This is a genomic window from Ruegeria sp. R14_0 (assembly GCF_017743975.1).
GTDB lineage: Bacteria > Pseudomonadota > Alphaproteobacteria > Rhodobacterales > Rhodobacteraceae > Ruegeria.
Map to the genome: position 1 here is coordinate 364,633 of NZ_JAGHRC010000003.1, position 17,914 is coordinate 382,546.

Annotated in this window: 17 protein-coding genes; 7 read left to right on the plus strand and 10 right to left on the minus strand. The window is 59.2% G+C overall.

Annotated elements, in window-relative coordinates; translation table 11 throughout:
- Nucleotides 1-2 precede the first annotated feature (2 nt).
- The 4 genes from J7416_RS11580 to J7416_RS11595 are packed head-to-tail and all read right to left on the minus strand — an operon-like array spanning nt 3 to nt 4,028.
- A complete protein-coding gene (locus tag J7416_RS11580) occupies nt 3-428 on the minus strand; it encodes an ASCH domain-containing protein (protein WP_209224909.1) in 426 nt (141 codons plus the stop codon).
- Nucleotides 428-2,032, minus strand: a complete 1,605-nt coding sequence (locus tag J7416_RS11585) for a carboxyl transferase domain-containing protein (protein ID WP_209224910.1) — start codon at nt 2,030-2,032, stop codon at nt 428-430. Before J7416_RS11585 ends, J7416_RS11580 begins: the two co-directional genes overlap by 1 nt.
- The gene (locus J7416_RS11590; RefSeq protein WP_209224911.1) at nt 2,029-2,505 is read right to left on the minus strand and encodes a hypothetical protein; all 477 of its coding nucleotides are present in this window, start codon (nt 2,503-2,505) and stop codon (nt 2,029-2,031) included. Before J7416_RS11590 ends, J7416_RS11585 begins: the two co-directional genes overlap by 4 nt.
- The gene (locus tag J7416_RS11595; RefSeq protein WP_209224912.1) at nt 2,502-4,028 is read right to left on the minus strand and encodes an AMP-binding protein; all 1,527 of its coding nucleotides are present in this window, start codon (nt 4,026-4,028) and stop codon (nt 2,502-2,504) included. Before J7416_RS11595 ends, J7416_RS11590 begins: the two co-directional genes overlap by 4 nt.
- Before the next feature lie 136 nt (nt 4,029-4,164).
- Between J7416_RS11595 and J7416_RS11600 the strand changes: the two genes are divergently transcribed.
- Nucleotides 4,165-4,770 (plus strand): OmpW family outer membrane protein, encoded by a 606-nt coding sequence (locus J7416_RS11600; RefSeq protein WP_209224913.1) that lies wholly within the window; start codon nt 4,165-4,167, stop codon nt 4,768-4,770.
- A 53-nt stretch (nt 4,771-4,823) separates the two neighbouring features.
- Here J7416_RS11600 and J7416_RS11605 read toward each other — a convergent pair whose 3' ends face one another.
- The 3 genes from J7416_RS11605 to J7416_RS11615 form a co-directional block, all read right to left on the minus strand.
- A complete protein-coding gene (locus J7416_RS11605) occupies nt 4,824-5,987 on the minus strand; it encodes an isovaleryl-CoA dehydrogenase (protein WP_209224914.1) in 1,164 nt (387 codons plus the stop codon).
- 155 nt (nt 5,988-6,142) lie between these two features.
- Nucleotides 6,143-7,333, minus strand: coding sequence for a DegT/DnrJ/EryC1/StrS family aminotransferase (locus J7416_RS11610; RefSeq protein ID WP_209224915.1), 1,191 nt, complete (start codon nt 7,331-7,333; stop codon nt 6,143-6,145).
- A gap of 39 nt (nt 7,334-7,372) precedes the next feature.
- Complete coding sequence (locus J7416_RS11615) at nt 7,373-8,044, minus strand: HAD-IA family hydrolase (protein WP_209224916.1); 672 nt, start codon at nt 8,042-8,044, stop codon at nt 7,373-7,375.
- A gap of 133 nt (nt 8,045-8,177) precedes the next feature.
- Here J7416_RS11615 and glmU point away from each other — a divergent pair, with 133 nt between their 5' ends.
- From glmU to J7416_RS11635, 4 genes are read left to right on the plus strand one after another with little or no spacing between them, the layout of a single operon-like run.
- Nucleotides 8,178-9,533, plus strand: a complete 1,356-nt coding sequence (glmU, locus tag J7416_RS11620) for a bifunctional UDP-N-acetylglucosamine diphosphorylase/glucosamine-1-phosphate N-acetyltransferase GlmU (protein WP_209224917.1) — start codon at nt 8,178-8,180, stop codon at nt 9,531-9,533.
- 3 nt (nt 9,534-9,536) lie between these two features.
- Nucleotides 9,537-11,360, plus strand: coding sequence for a glutamine--fructose-6-phosphate transaminase (isomerizing) (gene glmS, locus J7416_RS11625; RefSeq protein WP_209224918.1), 1,824 nt, complete (start codon nt 9,537-9,539; stop codon nt 11,358-11,360).
- Nucleotides 11,361-11,363: 3 nt separating this feature from the next.
- Nucleotides 11,364-11,906: a pyridoxamine 5'-phosphate oxidase family protein gene (locus J7416_RS11630; RefSeq protein ID WP_209224919.1), complete on the plus strand. Its 543-nt coding sequence runs from the start codon at nt 11,364-11,366 to the stop codon at nt 11,904-11,906.
- A gap of 8 nt (nt 11,907-11,914) precedes the next feature.
- Nucleotides 11,915-12,601, plus strand: coding sequence for a DNA alkylation repair protein (locus J7416_RS11635; RefSeq protein ID WP_209224920.1), 687 nt, complete (start codon nt 11,915-11,917; stop codon nt 12,599-12,601).
- On the opposite strand, the gene J7416_RS11640 is transcribed toward J7416_RS11635, so the two are convergent.
- Nucleotides 12,589-13,011: a hypothetical protein gene (locus J7416_RS11640; protein ID WP_209224921.1), complete on the minus strand. Its 423-nt coding sequence runs from the start codon at nt 13,009-13,011 to the stop codon at nt 12,589-12,591. The genes J7416_RS11635 and J7416_RS11640 overlap by 13 nt on opposite strands.
- Before the next feature lie 90 nt (nt 13,012-13,101).
- Here J7416_RS11640 and moaA point away from each other — a divergent pair, with 90 nt between their 5' ends.
- On the plus strand, nt 13,102-14,109 hold the full coding sequence (gene moaA / locus J7416_RS11645) for a GTP 3',8-cyclase MoaA (RefSeq protein WP_209224922.1): 1,008 nt from the start codon (nt 13,102-13,104) through the stop codon (nt 14,107-14,109).
- A gap of 1 nt (nt 14,110) precedes the next feature.
- Nucleotides 14,111-15,409, plus strand: a complete 1,299-nt coding sequence (locus tag J7416_RS11650) for a 3-deoxy-D-manno-octulosonic acid transferase (protein ID WP_209224923.1) — start codon at nt 14,111-14,113, stop codon at nt 15,407-15,409.
- A gap of 81 nt (nt 15,410-15,490) precedes the next feature.
- On the opposite strand, the gene J7416_RS11655 is transcribed toward J7416_RS11650, so the two are convergent.
- Nucleotides 15,491-16,654 carry a M20 aminoacylase family protein gene (locus J7416_RS11655; protein WP_209224924.1) on the minus strand — a complete coding sequence of 388 codons (1,164 nt, stop codon included), beginning with the start codon at nt 16,652-16,654 and terminating at the stop codon, nt 15,491-15,493.
- A 59-nt stretch (nt 16,655-16,713) separates the two neighbouring features.
- Entirely contained in the window at nt 16,714-17,856 is a 1,143-nt protein-coding gene (locus J7416_RS11660; RefSeq protein WP_209224925.1) for an MFS transporter, read from the minus strand.
- Nucleotides 17,857-17,914 lie beyond the last annotated feature (58 nt).

Genomic DNA, 17,914 nt, shown 5'->3' on the forward strand with positions numbered 1-17,914 from the left:
TCTTACCCCTCAACTGCCAGATCTTCGATCAGGCGGAACCGTTCACACAAAAGCTCCATCTCTGGATCGAAACCTCCATTGCGTTCGAAATAGAGGCGATGATCTGTGCGCCATCCTTCAAGCGTCTCGTTTTCGCCTTCGGCCAATGCGAAGTCTTCGGACATATCGCAGAAACGACAAACCGAAACATCGACGGTCTCTATAACCAAGGCTGGACGGCCGTCCCATTCCAAAGCGACGTCGCGCCGCCCAACGACCGGCGTTTCCGGGCTGCCATCCGGATAGTCTCTCAACGCACCACAGGTTGCCGTTTTTTGACCCGCGCGAACCAGTGCCAGCAACTCAGCACTCAGCTCTGCGCTATCCCCGAATTTGAAGGTTTGCGCGCCAGGATAGCGGGCCAGTACTTCTTGCAATCCCATTGTCATTACATCCTGAACACGCCGAAACGTGTCTCCTCAATCGGGGCGTTCAATGCGGCGCTCAGAGATAAAGCCAGCACATCGCGGCTTTTTCGCGGATCGATAATGCCGTCATCCCACAAACGCGCCGAGGCATAAAGCGGATGCGACTGTTCTTCGAACATCTCCAGCGTTGGGCGTTTGAACTCGGCCTCTTCTTCGGCAGACCATGTTCCGCCCTGCCGCTCGATCCCGTCGCGTTTTACGGTGGCCAGAACGCCTGCAGCCTGCTCGCCACCCATCACCGAAATCCGCGAATTCGGCCAGGTCCACAGGAAGCGTGGCTGATAGGCACGACCGGCCATGCCGTAGTTTCCGGCACCGAAGGAACCACCGACAAGCATCGTGATCTTGGGCACCGATGTCGTGGCGACCGCCGTCACCATCTTGGCCCCATGCCGCGCGATGCCCTCGTTTTCATACTTCCGTCCGACCATGAACCCGGTGATGTTTTGCAGGAACACCAGCGGGATGCGACGTTGCGAGCACAGCTCGACAAAATGCGCACCCTTCTGTGCGGCTTCCGAGAACAGAACGCCGTTGTTGGCAATGATCCCGACAGGGCAGCCTTTGACATGGGCAAAACCGGTCACCAGCGTCTCACCGAACCGAGGTTTGAATTCGTCGAACCGAGAGCCATCAACCAGACGCGCGATCACCTCGCGGATATCGTAGGGTGTGCGCAGATCGGCCGGAACAACGCCAAGGATTTCCTCAGGATCATAGGCCGGATCTTCGGGGCTGGCCCAATCCACCGTCTGCGGTTTGCGCAGGTTCAGCGAGCCGACCGCCCGACGCGCCAGCGCCAGCGCGTGGGCGTCATCTTCGGCCAGATAATCCGCCACGCCGGACAGGCGCGTGTGAACGTCGCCGCCGCCCAGATCTTCGGCGCTGACCACCTCACCAGTCGCGGCCTTGACCAGAGGCGGCCCGGCCAGAAAGATCGTCCCCTGCTCTTTCACGATGATCGTGACGTCCGACATCGCGGGGACATAGGCGCCGCCCGCTGTGCACGAGCCCATCACCACAGCGATCTGTGCAATCCCCTTGGCGCTCATCCTCGCCTGATTGTAGAAGATGCGGCCAAAGTGGTCGCGGTCGGGAAAGACCTCATCCTGATTAGGCAGGTTCGCGCCACCGCTGTCGACCAGATAGATGCAGGGCAGTTGGTTTTCTTCGGCAATCTCCTGCGCACGCAGGTGTTTCTTGACTGACATCGGATAATAGGTGCCGCCCTTCACGGTGGCGTCGTTGCAGACCACCATGACTTCACGCCCCTGCACGCGGCCAATCCCGGCGATTACACCGGCGCAAGGGGCTGCATCGCCATACATCCCATGCGCCGCCGTCGCGCCGATCTCCAGAAACGGAGACCCCGCGTCCAGCAGGTTCGCCACACGACGACGTGGCAGCATCTTGCCCCGAGATTCATGCCGCGCGCGGGATTTTTCACCCCCGCCCATACGGGCTGCTTCGGCAGCGGCGGAGATTTGCGCCAACGCGTCCAGATGCGCTACGCGATTTGTCTTGAAGCCCTCAGAGGTGGGCATGGCTTTGGATGTGAGTTTCATTTGGTTACCTCGTCGGCAAGACGTTGCAGGTGCCGCCAATTAACCCAGTTCCCTGCACTTAAGTACATTTCACACCATGTATCTGGGGGAATTTCTTCGCTAGGAGATGCATCACAAACATCGAAAACGCCTTCGACCAATTGGAGGCGCTGTCGCTCATAGCGACGTGCTGCACTGCCCGACGTTCCAATACTCTGGGGCACAGTGGTTTTGATTTCTGCCGAAACTGCATCGACATGCTCGGAAAGGCTGACCAGACATTGCAGTCGTTCTTCGACGACACGGCCTATTGTGCAATAGTCGACGGCGATACCTATACAGTTGGTATCCATCGTCATTCCATTGTTATGCTGGGTTAATAGCGCGCAACCGTCGAACCACTCCAAAACTTCGATCGGATTACCCGAGCTTTCTGCCCGCACCGTGCAAACGCCTGCCAAAATTATAGAAAAGGCGAGCATCAAGTGTTTCATTCACTGGCCTCCCCCGCCGCCCGCGCCTTCAATTCCTTCCGGATCACTTTCCCCGTCACAGTCATCGGCAGTTCCTCCAGAAACGCCACCTCGCGGGGATAGGAATACTGCGCCAGACGGTCCTTGACCCAATTCTGCAACTCCTGCTCCGCCGCCTCAGCCCCCGGTTTCAAAACCACATAGGCCTTGACGATCTCGGTTCGCAGCGGGTCCGGCTTGCCGACCACGCCCACCGTGGCCACAGCCGGATGGGTCAGCAGGCAATCTTCGATCTCGGCCGGACCGATGCGGTAGCCAGCCGACGTGATCACATCGTCATCGCGACCGACGAAGCGCAGGTAGTCGCCCTCCCACACGCCTCGGTCTCCGGTGATCAGCCAGTCGCCTCTGAACTTCTCAGCCGTCGCCTCGGGCCGGTTCCAGTATTCCAGCAGCATCGAGGCGGAACCGCGTCGGATGGCCACGTCGCCCTCTTCGTCGGTCGGAGTGCCGTCTTGGTCAATCACTGCAACCGCGTGACCCCGCACCGGCTTACCGATGCAGCCGGGGCGCACGGGGAAGTCCTCGGCGCAGGAAGACACCACCATGTTGCACTCGGTCTGGCCGTAGAATTCGTTGATCGTCAGGCCAAACGCCCGCTGGCCCCAGGCCAGCATTTCAGCGCCCAGAGGCTCTCCGCCCGAGGCGACAGAGCGAAGACCTGGAATCGCCTGATCCGCCGCCTTCAGCATGCGCAGCGCGGTGGGCGGAAAGAACACATTGCGCACCCCGCCGCGCGCGACGACATCGGCGCAGGCCTCGGGCGTGAATTTGTCCAGACGGGCTGCGACCACCGGAACGCCCAGCGCCAAGCCAGGCATCAGCACATCGAACAACCCGCCGATCCAGGCCCAGTCCGCCGGGGTCCAAAGACAGTCGCCCTCGCGCAAGTTGTTATGACTGGTGGACACACCCGGCAAATGCCCGGTCAAAACACGATGGCCGTGCAGCGCACCTTTTGGGCTGCCGGTCGTACCAGACGTATAAATCAGGACCGCAGGGTCTTCGGGGCCGGTATCCGCATACGGCACATCGTCTCCGCGCTCGCCGATCTGGTCGACCATCAGCGGTTCTGCCAAATCCCCCAGCAGTGCAGCACCGTCCGGATCCGTCAGCACAACCTGCGCGCCAGCATCGCCGACGCGAGACCGCAAGGCATCTTGCTTAAAGAGTTTGAACAACGGAACCGAGATCGCTCCGATTTTCCAAACCGCCAGATGGGCTGCCGCGCACCACGGCGACTGGCTGAGAAGGACACCGACGCGATCCCCCGGCTGCACCCTTTTCAACAAGGCACGTGCGATCCCGTCTGCCATTTCGGAAAGCTGCCCATAGGTGATCCGCCGCACATCTGCCCCGGTCAGGTCAATCAGCGCGACCTGATCTGACGCCTGCGACAAGCATTGGCGCGCCATGTTCAGACGATCTGGGATATCCCAGCCGCCCGCTGCACGCAAACCCGGTATGCGCCTAGCTTCTAGCACAACTAAAAACCCTTATTTCCCGGTATGTTGAGCGGAATGCCAACACCGGCCCCGTCACATAGATTTGATGCAGATCAGAGTGCGGCGACCGCACCGCTGTCAAACCAGTGTCATCAACTGAATCAAAGGCAAGATCATGACCAATAAACTCGCCGCTTTGACACTTTCGACCGCGCTGGTGGCGCTTGCCGCCCCTGCCTTTGCCCAATCGCAGGGCGACTGGACCGTCGGTGTTGGTGTCGGTTACCTGAACCCCAAATCCGACAACGGAACACTGGCCGGGCAGAGTGCAGAAATCGACTCGGATACTCGTCCGATCTTCACCGCCGAGTACTTCATCCGCGACAATCTGGGCATCGAACTGCTGGCCGCAACGCCGTTCAAGCACACGGTGACTCTGGGCGGAAGCACCGAAGCCGGCACCGTCAAGCACCTGCCGCCCACCTTGTCGCTGAACTATCACTTCCCGACCAACAGCGCGTGGAAGCCTTATGTCGGCGCTGGCTTGAACTACACTTTCTTCTTCGATGAACAATCGGCGTTGGGTGACCTGAAAGTCGACGACTCGTTCGGCGTCTCGCTGCAGGCCGGCCTGGACTATATGGTTTCGGACAATGGCGCGGTTCGTTTGAACGTACGATGGTTCGATATCGACTCGGACGTTACGCTGAACGGAACAAACATCGGCAAAGCCGAGATTGACCCGTACCTTATTGGCGTTTCCTACGTCCATAAGTTCTGATCCTTTACAGAAAGACGTCTCGCAGGAACCTCGTCTGCGAGGCGTTTTTTGCATCAGAGCATCTCAGCCATCAGTTCGCGGCCGATCAGCATCCGGCGGATTTCGCTTGTGCCCGCACCAATCTCCATCAACTTTGCATCGCGGAAGATGCGGCTGACCGCCGAATCTGCCAGGAACCCGGCCCCACCCATCGCCTGAACAGCCTGATGCGCCTGTGTCATCGCTTGTTCTGAGGCGTAAAGACAGCACGCCGCTGCATCCTGACGGGTCACATCCCCGCGGTCGCAAGCCTTGGCAACCTCATACACATAGGCCCGGGCCGAGTTCATCGCGGTATACATATCCGCGATCTTGCCCTGCATCAGTTGGAAGCTGCCGATCGGTTTGCCGAACTGTTTGCGTTCGGCCAGATACGGCATGATCTCATCCAGACAGGCGGCCATAATTCCGGTCCCGATCCCGGCCAGCACCACACGTTCATAGTCAAGCCCGGACATCAGAACAGCGACGCCTTTGCCCTCTTCGCCGAGAACGTTGTCGAACGGCACCTCGACGTCTTCAAAGATCAGTTCAGCCGTATTCGATCCACGCATCCCCAGCTTGTCGAAATGGGGCGACGTGGAAAAACCCTTCATCCCCTTCTCGATCAGAAAGGCAGTGATCCCTTTGGACCCGGCCTCTGGGTCTGTCTTGGCGTAAACGACCAGAGTATCCGCGTCGGGTCCGTTCGTGATCCAGTATTTGTTCCCGTTCAGGCGGTAGTGATCATTACGCTTTTCCGCGCGCAGTTTCATCGACACCACGTCTGACCCGGCCGACGCCTCAGACATTGCCAATGCGCCGACATGCTCACCCGAGATCAGGCCGGGCAGATACTTCGCCTTTTGCTCATCTGTTCCGTTCAGCTTGATCTGATTGACGCACAGATTCGAATGCGCGCCGTAGGACAATGAAACCGAAGCCGACGCCCGCGCGACTTCTTCCACCGCGATGGTATGTGCAAGGTAAGTCATCCCTGCCCCGCCATATTCCTCGGGCACGGTGATCCCGAGCAAGCCCAAGTCACCCATCTCTTTCCACAGCTCGTTCGGAAATGCGTTCGAGGAGTCGACCTCAGCCGCCATGGGCTTAACCCGCTCCTGCGCCCAACGATGCACCATTTCGCGCAGGGCGTTCACGTCTTCTCCCAGATCAAATTGCATGGTTGCCGTGAACATATGCGATCTCCTCCCTCGCATTAATGAACAGTTGTTCAATAAATAGCAGCGATTCTGAACAGGGTCAACGACGGCGTCCCAAAAACAAACCGCCGCCCTGATCAGGGCGGCGGCTTCAAACAATCAAGCGTGCGCTTACAGCGCACACAATTGGATTACGATTGATAAACGGCACCAACTTCGGACCGGATGATCCGGGCGATCAGCCTGCAATCGTCCAGCGAAAAGGTCAGCGGAACCCGCATATCCACGATCCCGGCCAGAATCCGATCACTTTCGGGCAGTGGGCTGCTGTCGGCATAGCGCCAACTGTCATAGCGCGAGGTGAATCCGTTGGGTTCGGCCCCGCCGAACCATTTCAACTCGACACCACGTGCGGCACATCGCTCGATCACATCGTTGATCCGATCCGCAGACCAGTCCAACAATAGAAATTGGATCGACGATCCGACAAAAGTCTCATCGTCGGGCCGATCAACGATGGTCAGGCCTGGCGTATCGCGCAGACCTTTTTCGATCTCAAAATAGCGCTCATTCCAGCGCTCAACCTGACGGTCCAGATCGCGCAATTGCGGGCGCAGGATCGCTGCCCGCAAATTGTCCATTCGGCCCGAGACATTGGGGGTGTGATACTTGATCCGCTCAAAAACCTCGGGGCCCGGCGCGGCAAGGTGGCGCTCATACAGCATGTAGGACCCGGACAGCATCGTCGCTTTGGCCGCCAATTCTTCGTCATCGGTGATCAGTATTCCGCCCTCACCCGAATTGACGTGTTTATAGGTCTGACAGGAATAGCACCCGATCGCGCCCTGCCGACCCGAAAGTTGCCCGCGCCATGCCGCCCCCATCGTGTGGGCGCAATCCTCGATCACTATGACGCCCGCGGCGTCGCACATCTGCATCAATCGATCCATGTCGCACAGATGACCACGCATATGGCTCAGCATCAGAACGCGCGCCTGATCCAGTTTGGCCTCAAGATCGTCCAGATCAATCGTAAGCCCTTCGGTCACGCCCACGAACACGGGGCGCGCACTGACCGAGGCGATAGAGCCCGGGACCGGTGCCAGTGTGAAAGCGTTGGTCAGAACCGGGTCACCCGGCTTGACCCCCACAGCGCGCAGGGCCGTGGCCAGTGCATAACCGCCCGACGAAACGGCCAGACAGTATTTTGCACCCGTCTGGGCGGCAAATTCCTGTTCCAGCAAGGCCGTTTCGCCCAACTCGCCAGGAACGACGTTGTATCTGTGAAGACGCCCATGGCGCAAAACAGCCAAAGCGGCTTCAACTGCCTCTTCGGGGATGGGTTCCTGCTGGGTAAAGCTACCAGTGAATGTCTCTGTCATATGGGTGTTTTGGTCCTGCAAAGGCGTCGGGTCAAGGGACTAAGCCGCCACACCGATCAACTGAGCGACCACATCCGGCAGATCGTCGAAGTGATGCAACAGCGCTTCGGGTTCCAAGGCAGCCATATCTTCGCCCGAGGGTCCGAACGTCACCAGAACCGAAGGAACACCCGCGGCCCGCGCTGTATTTCGGTCGGTATCTGAATCTCCAATCAAGACACAAAGGTCAGGATGGCCCCCTGCCCGGCGCGCCGCCTCACGCAAAGGTTCGGGATCAGGCTTGCGAACCGGCAGCGTGTCCGCCCCCACTAGCGAGGCGAACTGATCGCGCACCCCAAGTTTGGTCAGCAACTGGTGCGCCAGGGCTTCGGGTTTGTTGGTGCAGATACCAACTCCATAGCCAGCAGATCTCAATTCTTCGACCGCGCCCAACGCACCGGGATAGAAATGCGTATGGGTATCGATGTCCTTGGCATAAGCCTCAAGCAACATTGGGTAATAGGTCTGCACGGTCGCATCATCATAGGCCCCGACCCGCTTCAGCCCGTGGGTCAGCATCATCCGCCCACCACGCAGGGCAACCCCTGCATCCTCGGTATGCACCAGAACATCCCCATGCCCCATATGCCGGAAACAGTGGTTGGCAGCCGCCAACAGATCGCCCGACGTATCGGCCAGGGTTCCGTCCAGATCGAAGATGACTGTGCGCATATTGCCTCCTGATTCGGCGGGTCTTCGCCGCAAGTGTTGCAAACGGCAATCTTGTTTGATGCCCGTACCGCTTGCGCGTTTGAATTCAGCGGATAAAACGGGCCGCAACAAAACACAAAGAGAAATCGTTTTTATGAGCACCGCCCTTGTTATCCTTGCCGCCGGAAAAGGCACCAGGATGAATTCGGATACCCCAAAAGTATTACACCCGATCGCCCAGACCCCAATGCTGGTCCACGCAATGCGCGCAGGTGCCGTTCTGTCGCCCGAGCGGACGGTCATCGTCACCGGCCACGGTTCGGAAGCCGTCGCTAAAGTTGCGGCAGCTGAAGATGAAGCCGCGCAGATCGTGGTTCAGGAAGAACAACTGGGAACGGCCCATGCCGTTGCGCAGGCCCGCGAGGCACTGGCAGGGTTCGATGGGGACGTCATTGTCCTTTATGGCGATACACCCTTTATCGATCCCAGAACGCTCGAGCGCATGATCGAGGCGCGCGCCTCGTTTGATCTGGTCATGCTTGGTTTTGATATTGCCGAAGTTCAGCCACGCTATGGCCGGTTGATCATGGACGGCGACAAACTGGTCGAGATCATCGAGTACAAAGATGCAACCGAAGAGCAGCGCGCCATTCGCTTTACCAATAGCGGGCTGCTTGCCTGCGACGCGAAACAGCTGTTCGAGCTGATCGATGAAGTCAGCAACGATAATGCCTCGGGCGAGTATTACCTGACCGAGATCGTGGCGCTGGCCAATGCGCGTGGGCTATCCGCGACTGCAATCAAATGCGACGAAGCCGAGACCCTGGGCGTGGACTCTCGCGCCGATCTGGCTGCGGCAGACGCCGAATTCCAGACCCGCGCCCGCAACGAACTGCTGGCCCTGGGTGTGACGTTGATGGCCCCCGAAACGGTTTACCTGGCCGCCGATACAATTATCGGGCGCGACACGGTCATTGAGCCCAATGTCGTCTTCGGCCCCGGCGTCACCGTTGAAAGCGGCGCAACGATCCGAGCGTTTTCTCACCTGGAAGGCTGCCATGTCAGCCGCGGTGCCATCGTCGGCCCTTATGCCCGCCTGCGCCCCGGCACAGAACTGGCCGAGAACACGCGCATCGGCAACTTCGTCGAAATCAAGAACGCCGAGATCGCCGAAGGCGCAAAGGTCAACCACCTCAGCTATATCGGCGATGCCTCGGTCGGCGCGACGACCAACATTGGCGCGGGAACGATCACCTGCAACTACGACGGCGTCATGAAGCATAAGACGACTATTGGCGAAAACGTCTTCATCGGCTCGAACACCATGCTGGTGGCACCCGTGACTGTGGGCGACGGCGCGATGACGGCAACCGGAACCGTGGTCACGCGCGACGTCGAACCCGATGCACTGGCTGTAGGGCGAGCCAAACAAGACAACAAGCCCGGTTACGCGCGCAAATTGTTTGAAATGCTGAAGGCGAAAAAGGCTCGCCGGAATAAAGGGGCCTGATCAATGTGTGGAATTGTAGGGGTATTGGGCGATCATGAAGCCGCGCCCACTTTGGTCGAGGCACTCAAACGTCTGGAATACCGGGGTTATGACAGCGCCGGGATAGCCACGGTGAATGACGGTGCACTGGGACGTCGCAGGGCGGTGGGCAAATTGGTCAACCTGAGTGACTTGCTGGTGCATGATCCCCTGCCGGGAAAATCCGGCATCGGCCACACCCGCTGGGCCACCCATGGCGCACCATCGGTCACCAACGCGCATCCGCATCAGGCCGGCCCTGTGGCAGTCGTGCATAACGGGATCGTTGAAAACTATCGCGAGTTGCGTGCCGAACTAGCCGAAAAGGGCATCAGCTTTGTCACGGAAACTGACACCGAAACCGTGGCTCTGTTGACGGAATACTACCTGAAAACCGGCCTGTCCCCAGTTGAGGCTGCGTTCCAAACCATTGACCGCCTTGTCGGTGCGTTTGCGCTGGCGTTTCTGTTCGATGGCCAGGACGATCTGATCGTAGCTGCGCGCAAGGGCTCTCCGTTGGCCATTGGCCACGGGGATGGAGAGATGTATGTGGGCTCGGACGCGATCGCGCTGGCACCGCTGACCAATCGCATCACCTACCTTGAAGAGGGCGACCGCGCCGTTCTAACCCGCACCTCGCTTGAGATCCGCACCGAGTCCGGCGAACTGGCCAACCGCGAGATGCGGCAGATTCAACTGGACCACTCGCAGACCGAAAAGAATGGTCACAAGCATTACATGGCCAAAGAAATTGCAGAACAGCCCGTAGTGATTGCCGACGCCATCCGGTCTTACCTGCCCAGCGGCGGCGATCAGATCGTCTTGCCCGAAGAAGGGTTGGATTTCACCAAGCTGGACCGCTTGACCATGGTGGCTTGCGGAACAGCGTTCTACGCCTGCCTGACCGCGAAATACTGGTTCGAGCAACTGGCCCAAATGCCGGTTGAGGTCGATATCGCCAGTGAGTTCCGGTATCGCGAACCTCCGATCCCGGGGCGCACACTAGCCTTGTTTGTCAGCCAGTCAGGCGAAACAGCCGACACGCTGGCCGCACTGCGGTATTGCGAGGGTAAGGCAGACAAGATCGTCTCGGTCGTGAACGTTCCCGAAAGCTCGATCGCACGTGAAAGCGATATTGCACTGCCCATTCATGCGGGTGTCGAAATCGGTGTGGCCTCGACCAAGGCTTTCACCTGCCAGCTGAGCGTCTTGCTGATGCTCGCGCTCAAGGCCGCAGCGGATCGTGGCACCCTGACCGATGAGGAACTGGCTGATCACTATGCCGCGCTGCGCGGGTTGCCGACTGTTCTGAACACCGCGCTTGAACAAGGCCCGGCGATCAAGTCCTCGGCACAGCGCCTGTCCGAGGCCCGCGACGTCCTGTTCCTGGGCCGGGGTCTGATGTACCCGCTGGCGATGGAAGGTGCGCTGAAACTAAAGGAAATCAGCTACATCCACGCCGAAGGTTACGCGTCCGGAGAGCTTAAGCACGGCCCCATCGCCCTGATCGACAAACACATGCCCGTTGTGGTCATGGCTCCGCGCGATGCAGTGTTCGACAAGACGGTTTCGAACATGCAGGAAGTCATGGCGCGCAAGGGAAAAGTCATTTTGGTGTCGGACGACGACGGGATCGCCGAGGCGGAAGACGGAGTCTGGAGCAGCATCCGAATGCCCCATGTACACACCAGCCTTGCACCGATCCTCTACTCGGTGCCCGCGCAACTGTTGGCCTATCATACAGCGGTCGCAAAAGGGACGGATGTAGACCAGCCGCGCAACCTGGCAAAATCCGTTACGGTGGAGTGAAAAATGGCCAAGCAATTCCCGGAAATCGACGAGACCCAGCGGAAATTCATCGAAGAACAGCATCTATTCTTCGTTGGCACCGCCGCACCTGACGGACGGGTCAATATCTCGCCCAAGGGCATGGACTCGCTGCGGGTACTCGGCCCAAACCGGATTGCTTGGATGAACCTGACCGGCAGCGGCAATGAAACTGCCGGTCACCTGCTTGAAACTGACCGCATGACGCTGATGTGGTGTTCATTTACGACGCGACCTCTGATCCTGCGCACCTATGGCACCGCGCGCACGCTGCATCGGGGTGACGCGGGCTGGGATGAACTGGCCGAGCTTTTCCCCGATCATCGGAGTGCCCGGCAAATCTATGACCTGGATGTTGATCTGGTTCAGACCTCTTGTGGATATGCGGTGCCGTTCATGGACTACCGCTCGGATCGCGATACGATGCAGAAATGGGTCGATGGAAAGACGGACGAGCAGATCAAGTCCTACTGGGTCGAGAAGAACCAGCAGACCATTGACGGAAAACCCACCGGCACCGCAAGCTGAACCCTAACATGCTTGCGCCCTATCTAGATCAGATCAAAGCTCACGCAGACCCGGATCGCGGGGAACAGATGGCCGCCTATCACAAGGTCGACAGACCTTATCTTGGGGTGGCCAATCCTGTCCTGAATGATCTGACCAAAGCGTGGCGGCAAGAGCTGGACGTGCCCGCGCGCGTGGAACTGGCGGGTGCCTTATGGCAGACCAATATTCACGAGGGTCGCGTCGCCGCCGCCAAACTGCTAACGCAGGCCCGCATTCGACCGGACGATGCCGCGTGGGACTTACTGAAAAGCTGGTTGCCCGATTTTGATGCCTGGGCCGTGGCAGACCACGCCTGTATGGCGATGCAAAAGCGCCTTTCGGCGGATCCAACCCGTCTGGATCAAGTCGAGCACTGGACAACGTCCGACCATATGTGGACTCGCCGTGCCGCTATGGTGGCCACCCTACCATGGACGAAACAGAACCACCCCAAACCGGACGACCTGATGCGGCGCGACCGTATCCTGGGCTGGGCAGCCAGCTATGTGCCGGACCGCGACTGGTTTATTCAAAAGTCCATTGCGTGGTGGTTGCGCGAGCTGTCGAAACACGACCCTGATCGGGTGATCGCATTTCTGAATACCCATGGCGCAGACATGAAGCCTTTTGCACGAAAAGAGGCCGGCAAATTTCTGAAGGGTCAGTTGGAATAGACTTCCAGCTCGACCAGCTCATCAAATGGCAGCAAAAGTGCCCGCATCGCATCCAAGGATAACCGGCTGCCGCCGCTGGCCGGGCCGGACGCGGGCACCAGCGTGATATAGGCCTGCGCGCCGGTTCGGGGCACGACAACGCGGCCTGTGAATTCAGTCTCGACCAGCGGAGTTTCCAGCCACCGGCCCGGCGTCGTTGGATCGCCTAGGCTGGCAATTGTGGTCCTTGGGCCGACCCAGCCTGCTGCTGTCGTGGCCGGAACAGGTTGCGGTTCGACCACGTTTTCTTCGGCAACAGCGGGCGTGCCGTCTTCGGCAGGCGTGTCGCCACCAAAGACGCGATCCGTCGTGGATCGCACTGTTTCACAGCCCGCCAGCAAAACACACAAAGTCAAAAGCGAATACCTCATACCCCAAACTTATCGCCCCCGGTTCAAGTGCACCAGCGCAAAGCACAGTTCGCCCTTGTCGCAGGGCGGTTGCCGCTTTACCTATGAGGCATGACAGCTCCGCTTATCGACCCGTTCGCTCGTGCCATCACCTATCTCCGCGTATCCGTCACGGATCGCTGCGATTTCCGTTGTGTCTATTGCATGTCCGAAGACATGACCTTTCTGCCCAAGAAAGATCTTCTGACACTGGAAGAACTGGACCGCATGTGTTCAACCTTTGTGAAGCTGGGCGTCGAAAAGCTGCGCATTACCGGGGGTGAGCCGCTGGTGCGCCGCAATATAATGAGTTTTTTCAATTCGATGACCCGCCATCTGGAAAGCGGCGCACTAAAAGAACTGACCCTGACGACCAATGGCTCGCAATTGCACCGTTTCGCGGATGACCTGTACGCGGCAGGTGTGCGCCGGGTGAACGTGTCTCTGGACACTCTGGACGAAGACAAGTTTGCCAAGGTCACCCGCTGGGGTCGCCTGAAACAGGTGCTGAACGGGATCGACGCCGCACAAAAGGCGGGTCTGCGTGTCAAGATCAACGCCGTGGCTTTGAAAGGGTTCAATGAACCCGAACTGCCCAGGATCACCGAATGGTGTGCCGAGCGTGACATGGACCTGACCTGGATCGAGGTCATGCCAATGGGCGATATCGGCAACGAAGACAGACTGGACCAGTATTGGTCCCTCAAGGATGTCCGCAAGGAATACGAGAACCACTATTCCGTGACCGATTTGGCGGAACGAACCGGCGGCCCGGCGCGCTATGTAAGGCTTGAGGAAACGGGCCAGAAAATTGGCTTCATCACACCCTTGTCACATAACTTCTGCGAAAGCTGCAACCGCGTGCGCCTGACCTGCACAGGTGAGCTGTACATGTGCCTCGGGCAAGAGGACATGGCCGATCTGCGCGCGCCATTGCGTGATCATCCCGATACCGAACAACCGCTTGAGGACGCCATTCGCGCGGCGATCAACCTCAAACCCAAGGGCCACGATTTCGACTATTCCCGACAGGCTGTGGATGGGCAAATGACCCGCCACATGAGCCATACGGGCGGCTAGCATGCCAAACAGAACTGACCGGCCGACGCTGCTCTACCACCTGTATTGCGGCCTCACTTCTGTTGCCGCACCTTTGGCATGGCGCACAGTGCGCAAGAAACTACACGCCGCAAACGTCCCCGAGGCACGGCAGCAGGAGCGCCTCGGCCACGCCAGCCAACCCAGACCCGACGGCCAATTGATTTGGTTCCACGCGGCCAGCGTAGGAGAGACGCTATCGGTCATCAGCCTGATCAAGCGTCTGGGCGAACGCCTGCCCAAGGCCCAGTTCCTGATCACGTCAGGCACGCCGACTTCGGCCGCGCTGATTGAAAAACGCATGCCGCCGCGCGCGCGCCACCAATACCCTCCGCTCGATACCGCCGCCGCAGTGCGGCGTTTTCTTGATCATTGGCATCCCGATGCCGCGATCTTTGTCGAAAGCGAAATTTGGCCTCGCCTGATCGTCGAAGCATCTCGCCGAGGAACCCCTCTGGCGCTGCTCAATGCACGTCTTTCCGATCGCTCCGTCGCGGGTTGGAAAAAGCGGCCCGAAACCGCTGGCTTCATTCTGGGCCATTTCACACTGTTCCTGACCCAGAACGACAAAACAGCAAAAAACCTGATCGACATGGGTGCGCGCCCCGATCGCGTGCAACCGGGTACCAATCTCAAAGCAATGTCAGACCCTTTGCCGGTGGATCAGGCAACACTGGAAGACATACGGCCACAAATCGCCGGTCGTCCGATCTGGATCGCCAGCTCGACCCATGCAGGCGAAGAGGAAACGGTTCTGGCCGCACATACCGAATTGATGAAACGCTGGCCAGACCTTCTGCTGCTGCTGATCCCGCGGCACCCAGAGCGGCGTGGTGAGGTTGCCAACCTGTTGAACACCGCCAGCCAAACGGCTGCCTTCCGGTCCAATGGCGACCGGATCACAACGCAAACTCAGGTCTATGTGGCTGACACATTGGGTGAGACCGGCACATGGTACGCGCTCTGTCCCATCGTGTTTCTGGGCGGTTCACTCAAGGAAATTGGCGGCCACAACCCGTTTGAGCCCGCGCAGGCTGGCGCCGCTGTGATTACCGGCCCTGGTTATTTCAACTTCGCGGAAACCTTCGCCCCACTGATCGAAAGCGGCGGCGCGATCGAGGTCAAGTCCCCACAACAACTTGCCAACGCCGTGGCGCATTGGTTGTCAGAAGACAGCGCGCTGGCAACAGCCCGGGCCAGTGCAAAATCTTGCGTGAACACCCAAAAGTCCGCATTGGACGACGTGATCGACACCTTGTGCGATACCCTCGACCTCGCCTGAAGGCAGGTGGATCCAACTTCATCTGGCTAAAAATATCCCGGGGAGTGCGAGGGGCTGGCCCCTCGCATTGCCCCAGTTTCATCACGCTGCCGGCATCCGTTGTTCAACGATCCCGGCCCACCAGCTGCACCCGGCCGGAATAGCCTCGTCATTGAAATTATACTCCGGGTGATGAACCGCCGCGGTATCACCATTGCCCACCAGAATATATGCCCCCGGCCGCTCCTCCAGCATAAAGGCAAAGTCCTCGCCGCCCATGATCAAAGGCGCCTCGTCGCAATTGCCGGCAACAGAACGCGCGACATCCGCGGCAAAATCAGTTTGTTCGTTACTGTTCACCATCACCGGATAACCTCGGTAATAGGTAACATCTGCGGTACCGCCAAAGGTGGTGGCGACGCCCGCGCAAATCTCATGAATTCGTTTTTCCGCCAGGTCACGCATGTCTTCGCTCATGGTGCGCACGGTCCCTTTCAGCTTCACGCTTTGTGGGATCACGTTGAACGCATTCGAAGACGTCTCGAATGATGTGACAGAAACCACGACCTGGTCCACCGGATCCGCATTGCGTGCAGCAATCGTTTGCAATGCCAGAACCGCCTGCGCCGCCATCACGGTTGTGTCGACCGTTTCATGCGGCTTTGCGGCATGTCCGCCCTTTCCTTCGAAAGAGATATCGAACTGATCCGTTGCGGCGAAGAACGCCCCGGACCGGATGGCGAAGCTGCCCACCGGGCGGCCCGGCCAGTTGTGCATGCCATAGACCTCCTGAATACCCCAGCGGTCCATCATGCCGTCCTCGCACATCTCGCGCCCACCGCCGCCGCCTTCTTCGGCGGGTTGGAAGATCACGACAACGGTGCCGTCAAAATTTCGCGTCTCGGACAGGTATTTCGCGGCCCCCAAAAGCATCGCCGTGTGCCCGTCATGCCCGCAAGCATGCATCGCGCCATCGGTTTTCGAAGCGTAATCCAGGCCCGTCGCCTCATGGATCGGCAACGCATCCATATCCGCGCGCAGCCCAATCACCTTGCCGCTTGTATCCGCCCGGCCCTTGATCACGCCAACAACGCCTGTGCGGCCAATGCCGGTTACGACCTCATCACAACCAAACTCGCGCAACCTTTCTGCAACCAAAGCGCTGGTGCGATGGGTTTCAAACAGAATTTCAGGGTTTTCGTGAATGTCGCGCCGCCACTCGGTGATCTCACCCTGCAATTCGGCGAACCGGTTCTTGATCGGCATTTTGGTCTCCTAATAATAGTTCCTTCGGCCCACAGCCCCTATCTGGGGCCGCTGGCAGTTCAATCCAAATCGACAGGCCGAAGTGCGCCGGACAGAAGGACAATGAAAACGGCCAGTGGTAACAAAGCCGCAAAAGCTATTCGCAATGTAAACATCTCTGCGAGAAACCCAATAAGGGGTGGACCAATCAATAGCCCTCCGTAACCCAATGTGGCAACACTTGCGATCGCCTGCCCCGGCGGTACGTCAGGATCCGAGGCCGCCCGGCTGAAAGCCAGCGGCATGATCACCGCATAACCGATCCCCATCAAAGCAAAACCTGCCAAAGCAAGCGCCGCCTCTCCGGCGGAGACCACACTGAATACCCCCAGCGCCGCGCAAACCCCACCAAATCGCGCCGTAGCAGCGGGTCCAAAGCGCATGATCACGACACCGCCCGCCAGCCGAAATGCAACCATCGCCACCGAGAAAACGGCGTAACCCAGCGCCGCAACACTTTCGGTGGCACCGGTGACATCGCGCAAGAAGATCGCGCTCCAATCTGCAACTGCGCCTTCGCCCAACGCACCGCACAGGGCTGTGAACCCAACCAGGATCAGCGCCCCGGAAGGCAGCGCAAACACCTGCCCGCCGGTCGAAACCGCCCGTCGCGATGTCCAACGCACCCACGACAAGGCCAGCGCCAGCCCGACCACGACCCCGCCGGCCAACAAAAAATGCTGCATCACGGTCAACTGCATCTGCACCGCAGCAAACCCGCTGAGCGCCCCCAGCCCGGCCCCGAGGCTCCACATAGCATGGAACGAGGACATGACAGGTTTGTCGAAAGCTTGCTCAACCTCGGCCGCCCAGGCATTCATCGCCACGTCCATCGAGCCGTGGAAAGCCCCGAACACAAACAGAAAGGCCGCCAGCGCCCAGAACCCGCCTGCGAAGGCCAGCAAGATCAAGGACAGCGTATAAAGAACCGCGATGTAGCGGGTCAGGCTGACCGCTCCGAACCGGTCCGTCAGCCGTCCGGTAATCGGAAATGAGCACACCGCGCCTGCGGCCATGAACAACAGCCCGTAGCCGAGCGCCTCATGCGTCAGATCCAACCGATCCCGAACCGCAGGAATACGCGAGGCCCAGATACCGAACAATGCGCCGTTCAGGATGAACATGGCGGCTACGGCCCGCCACGCCGCCACGATTCCGATCATGGGAAACCCTTAGTGCCAGATGCCAAACTCTGCTGTTGTACAGCTTGCCGGCGCGCTG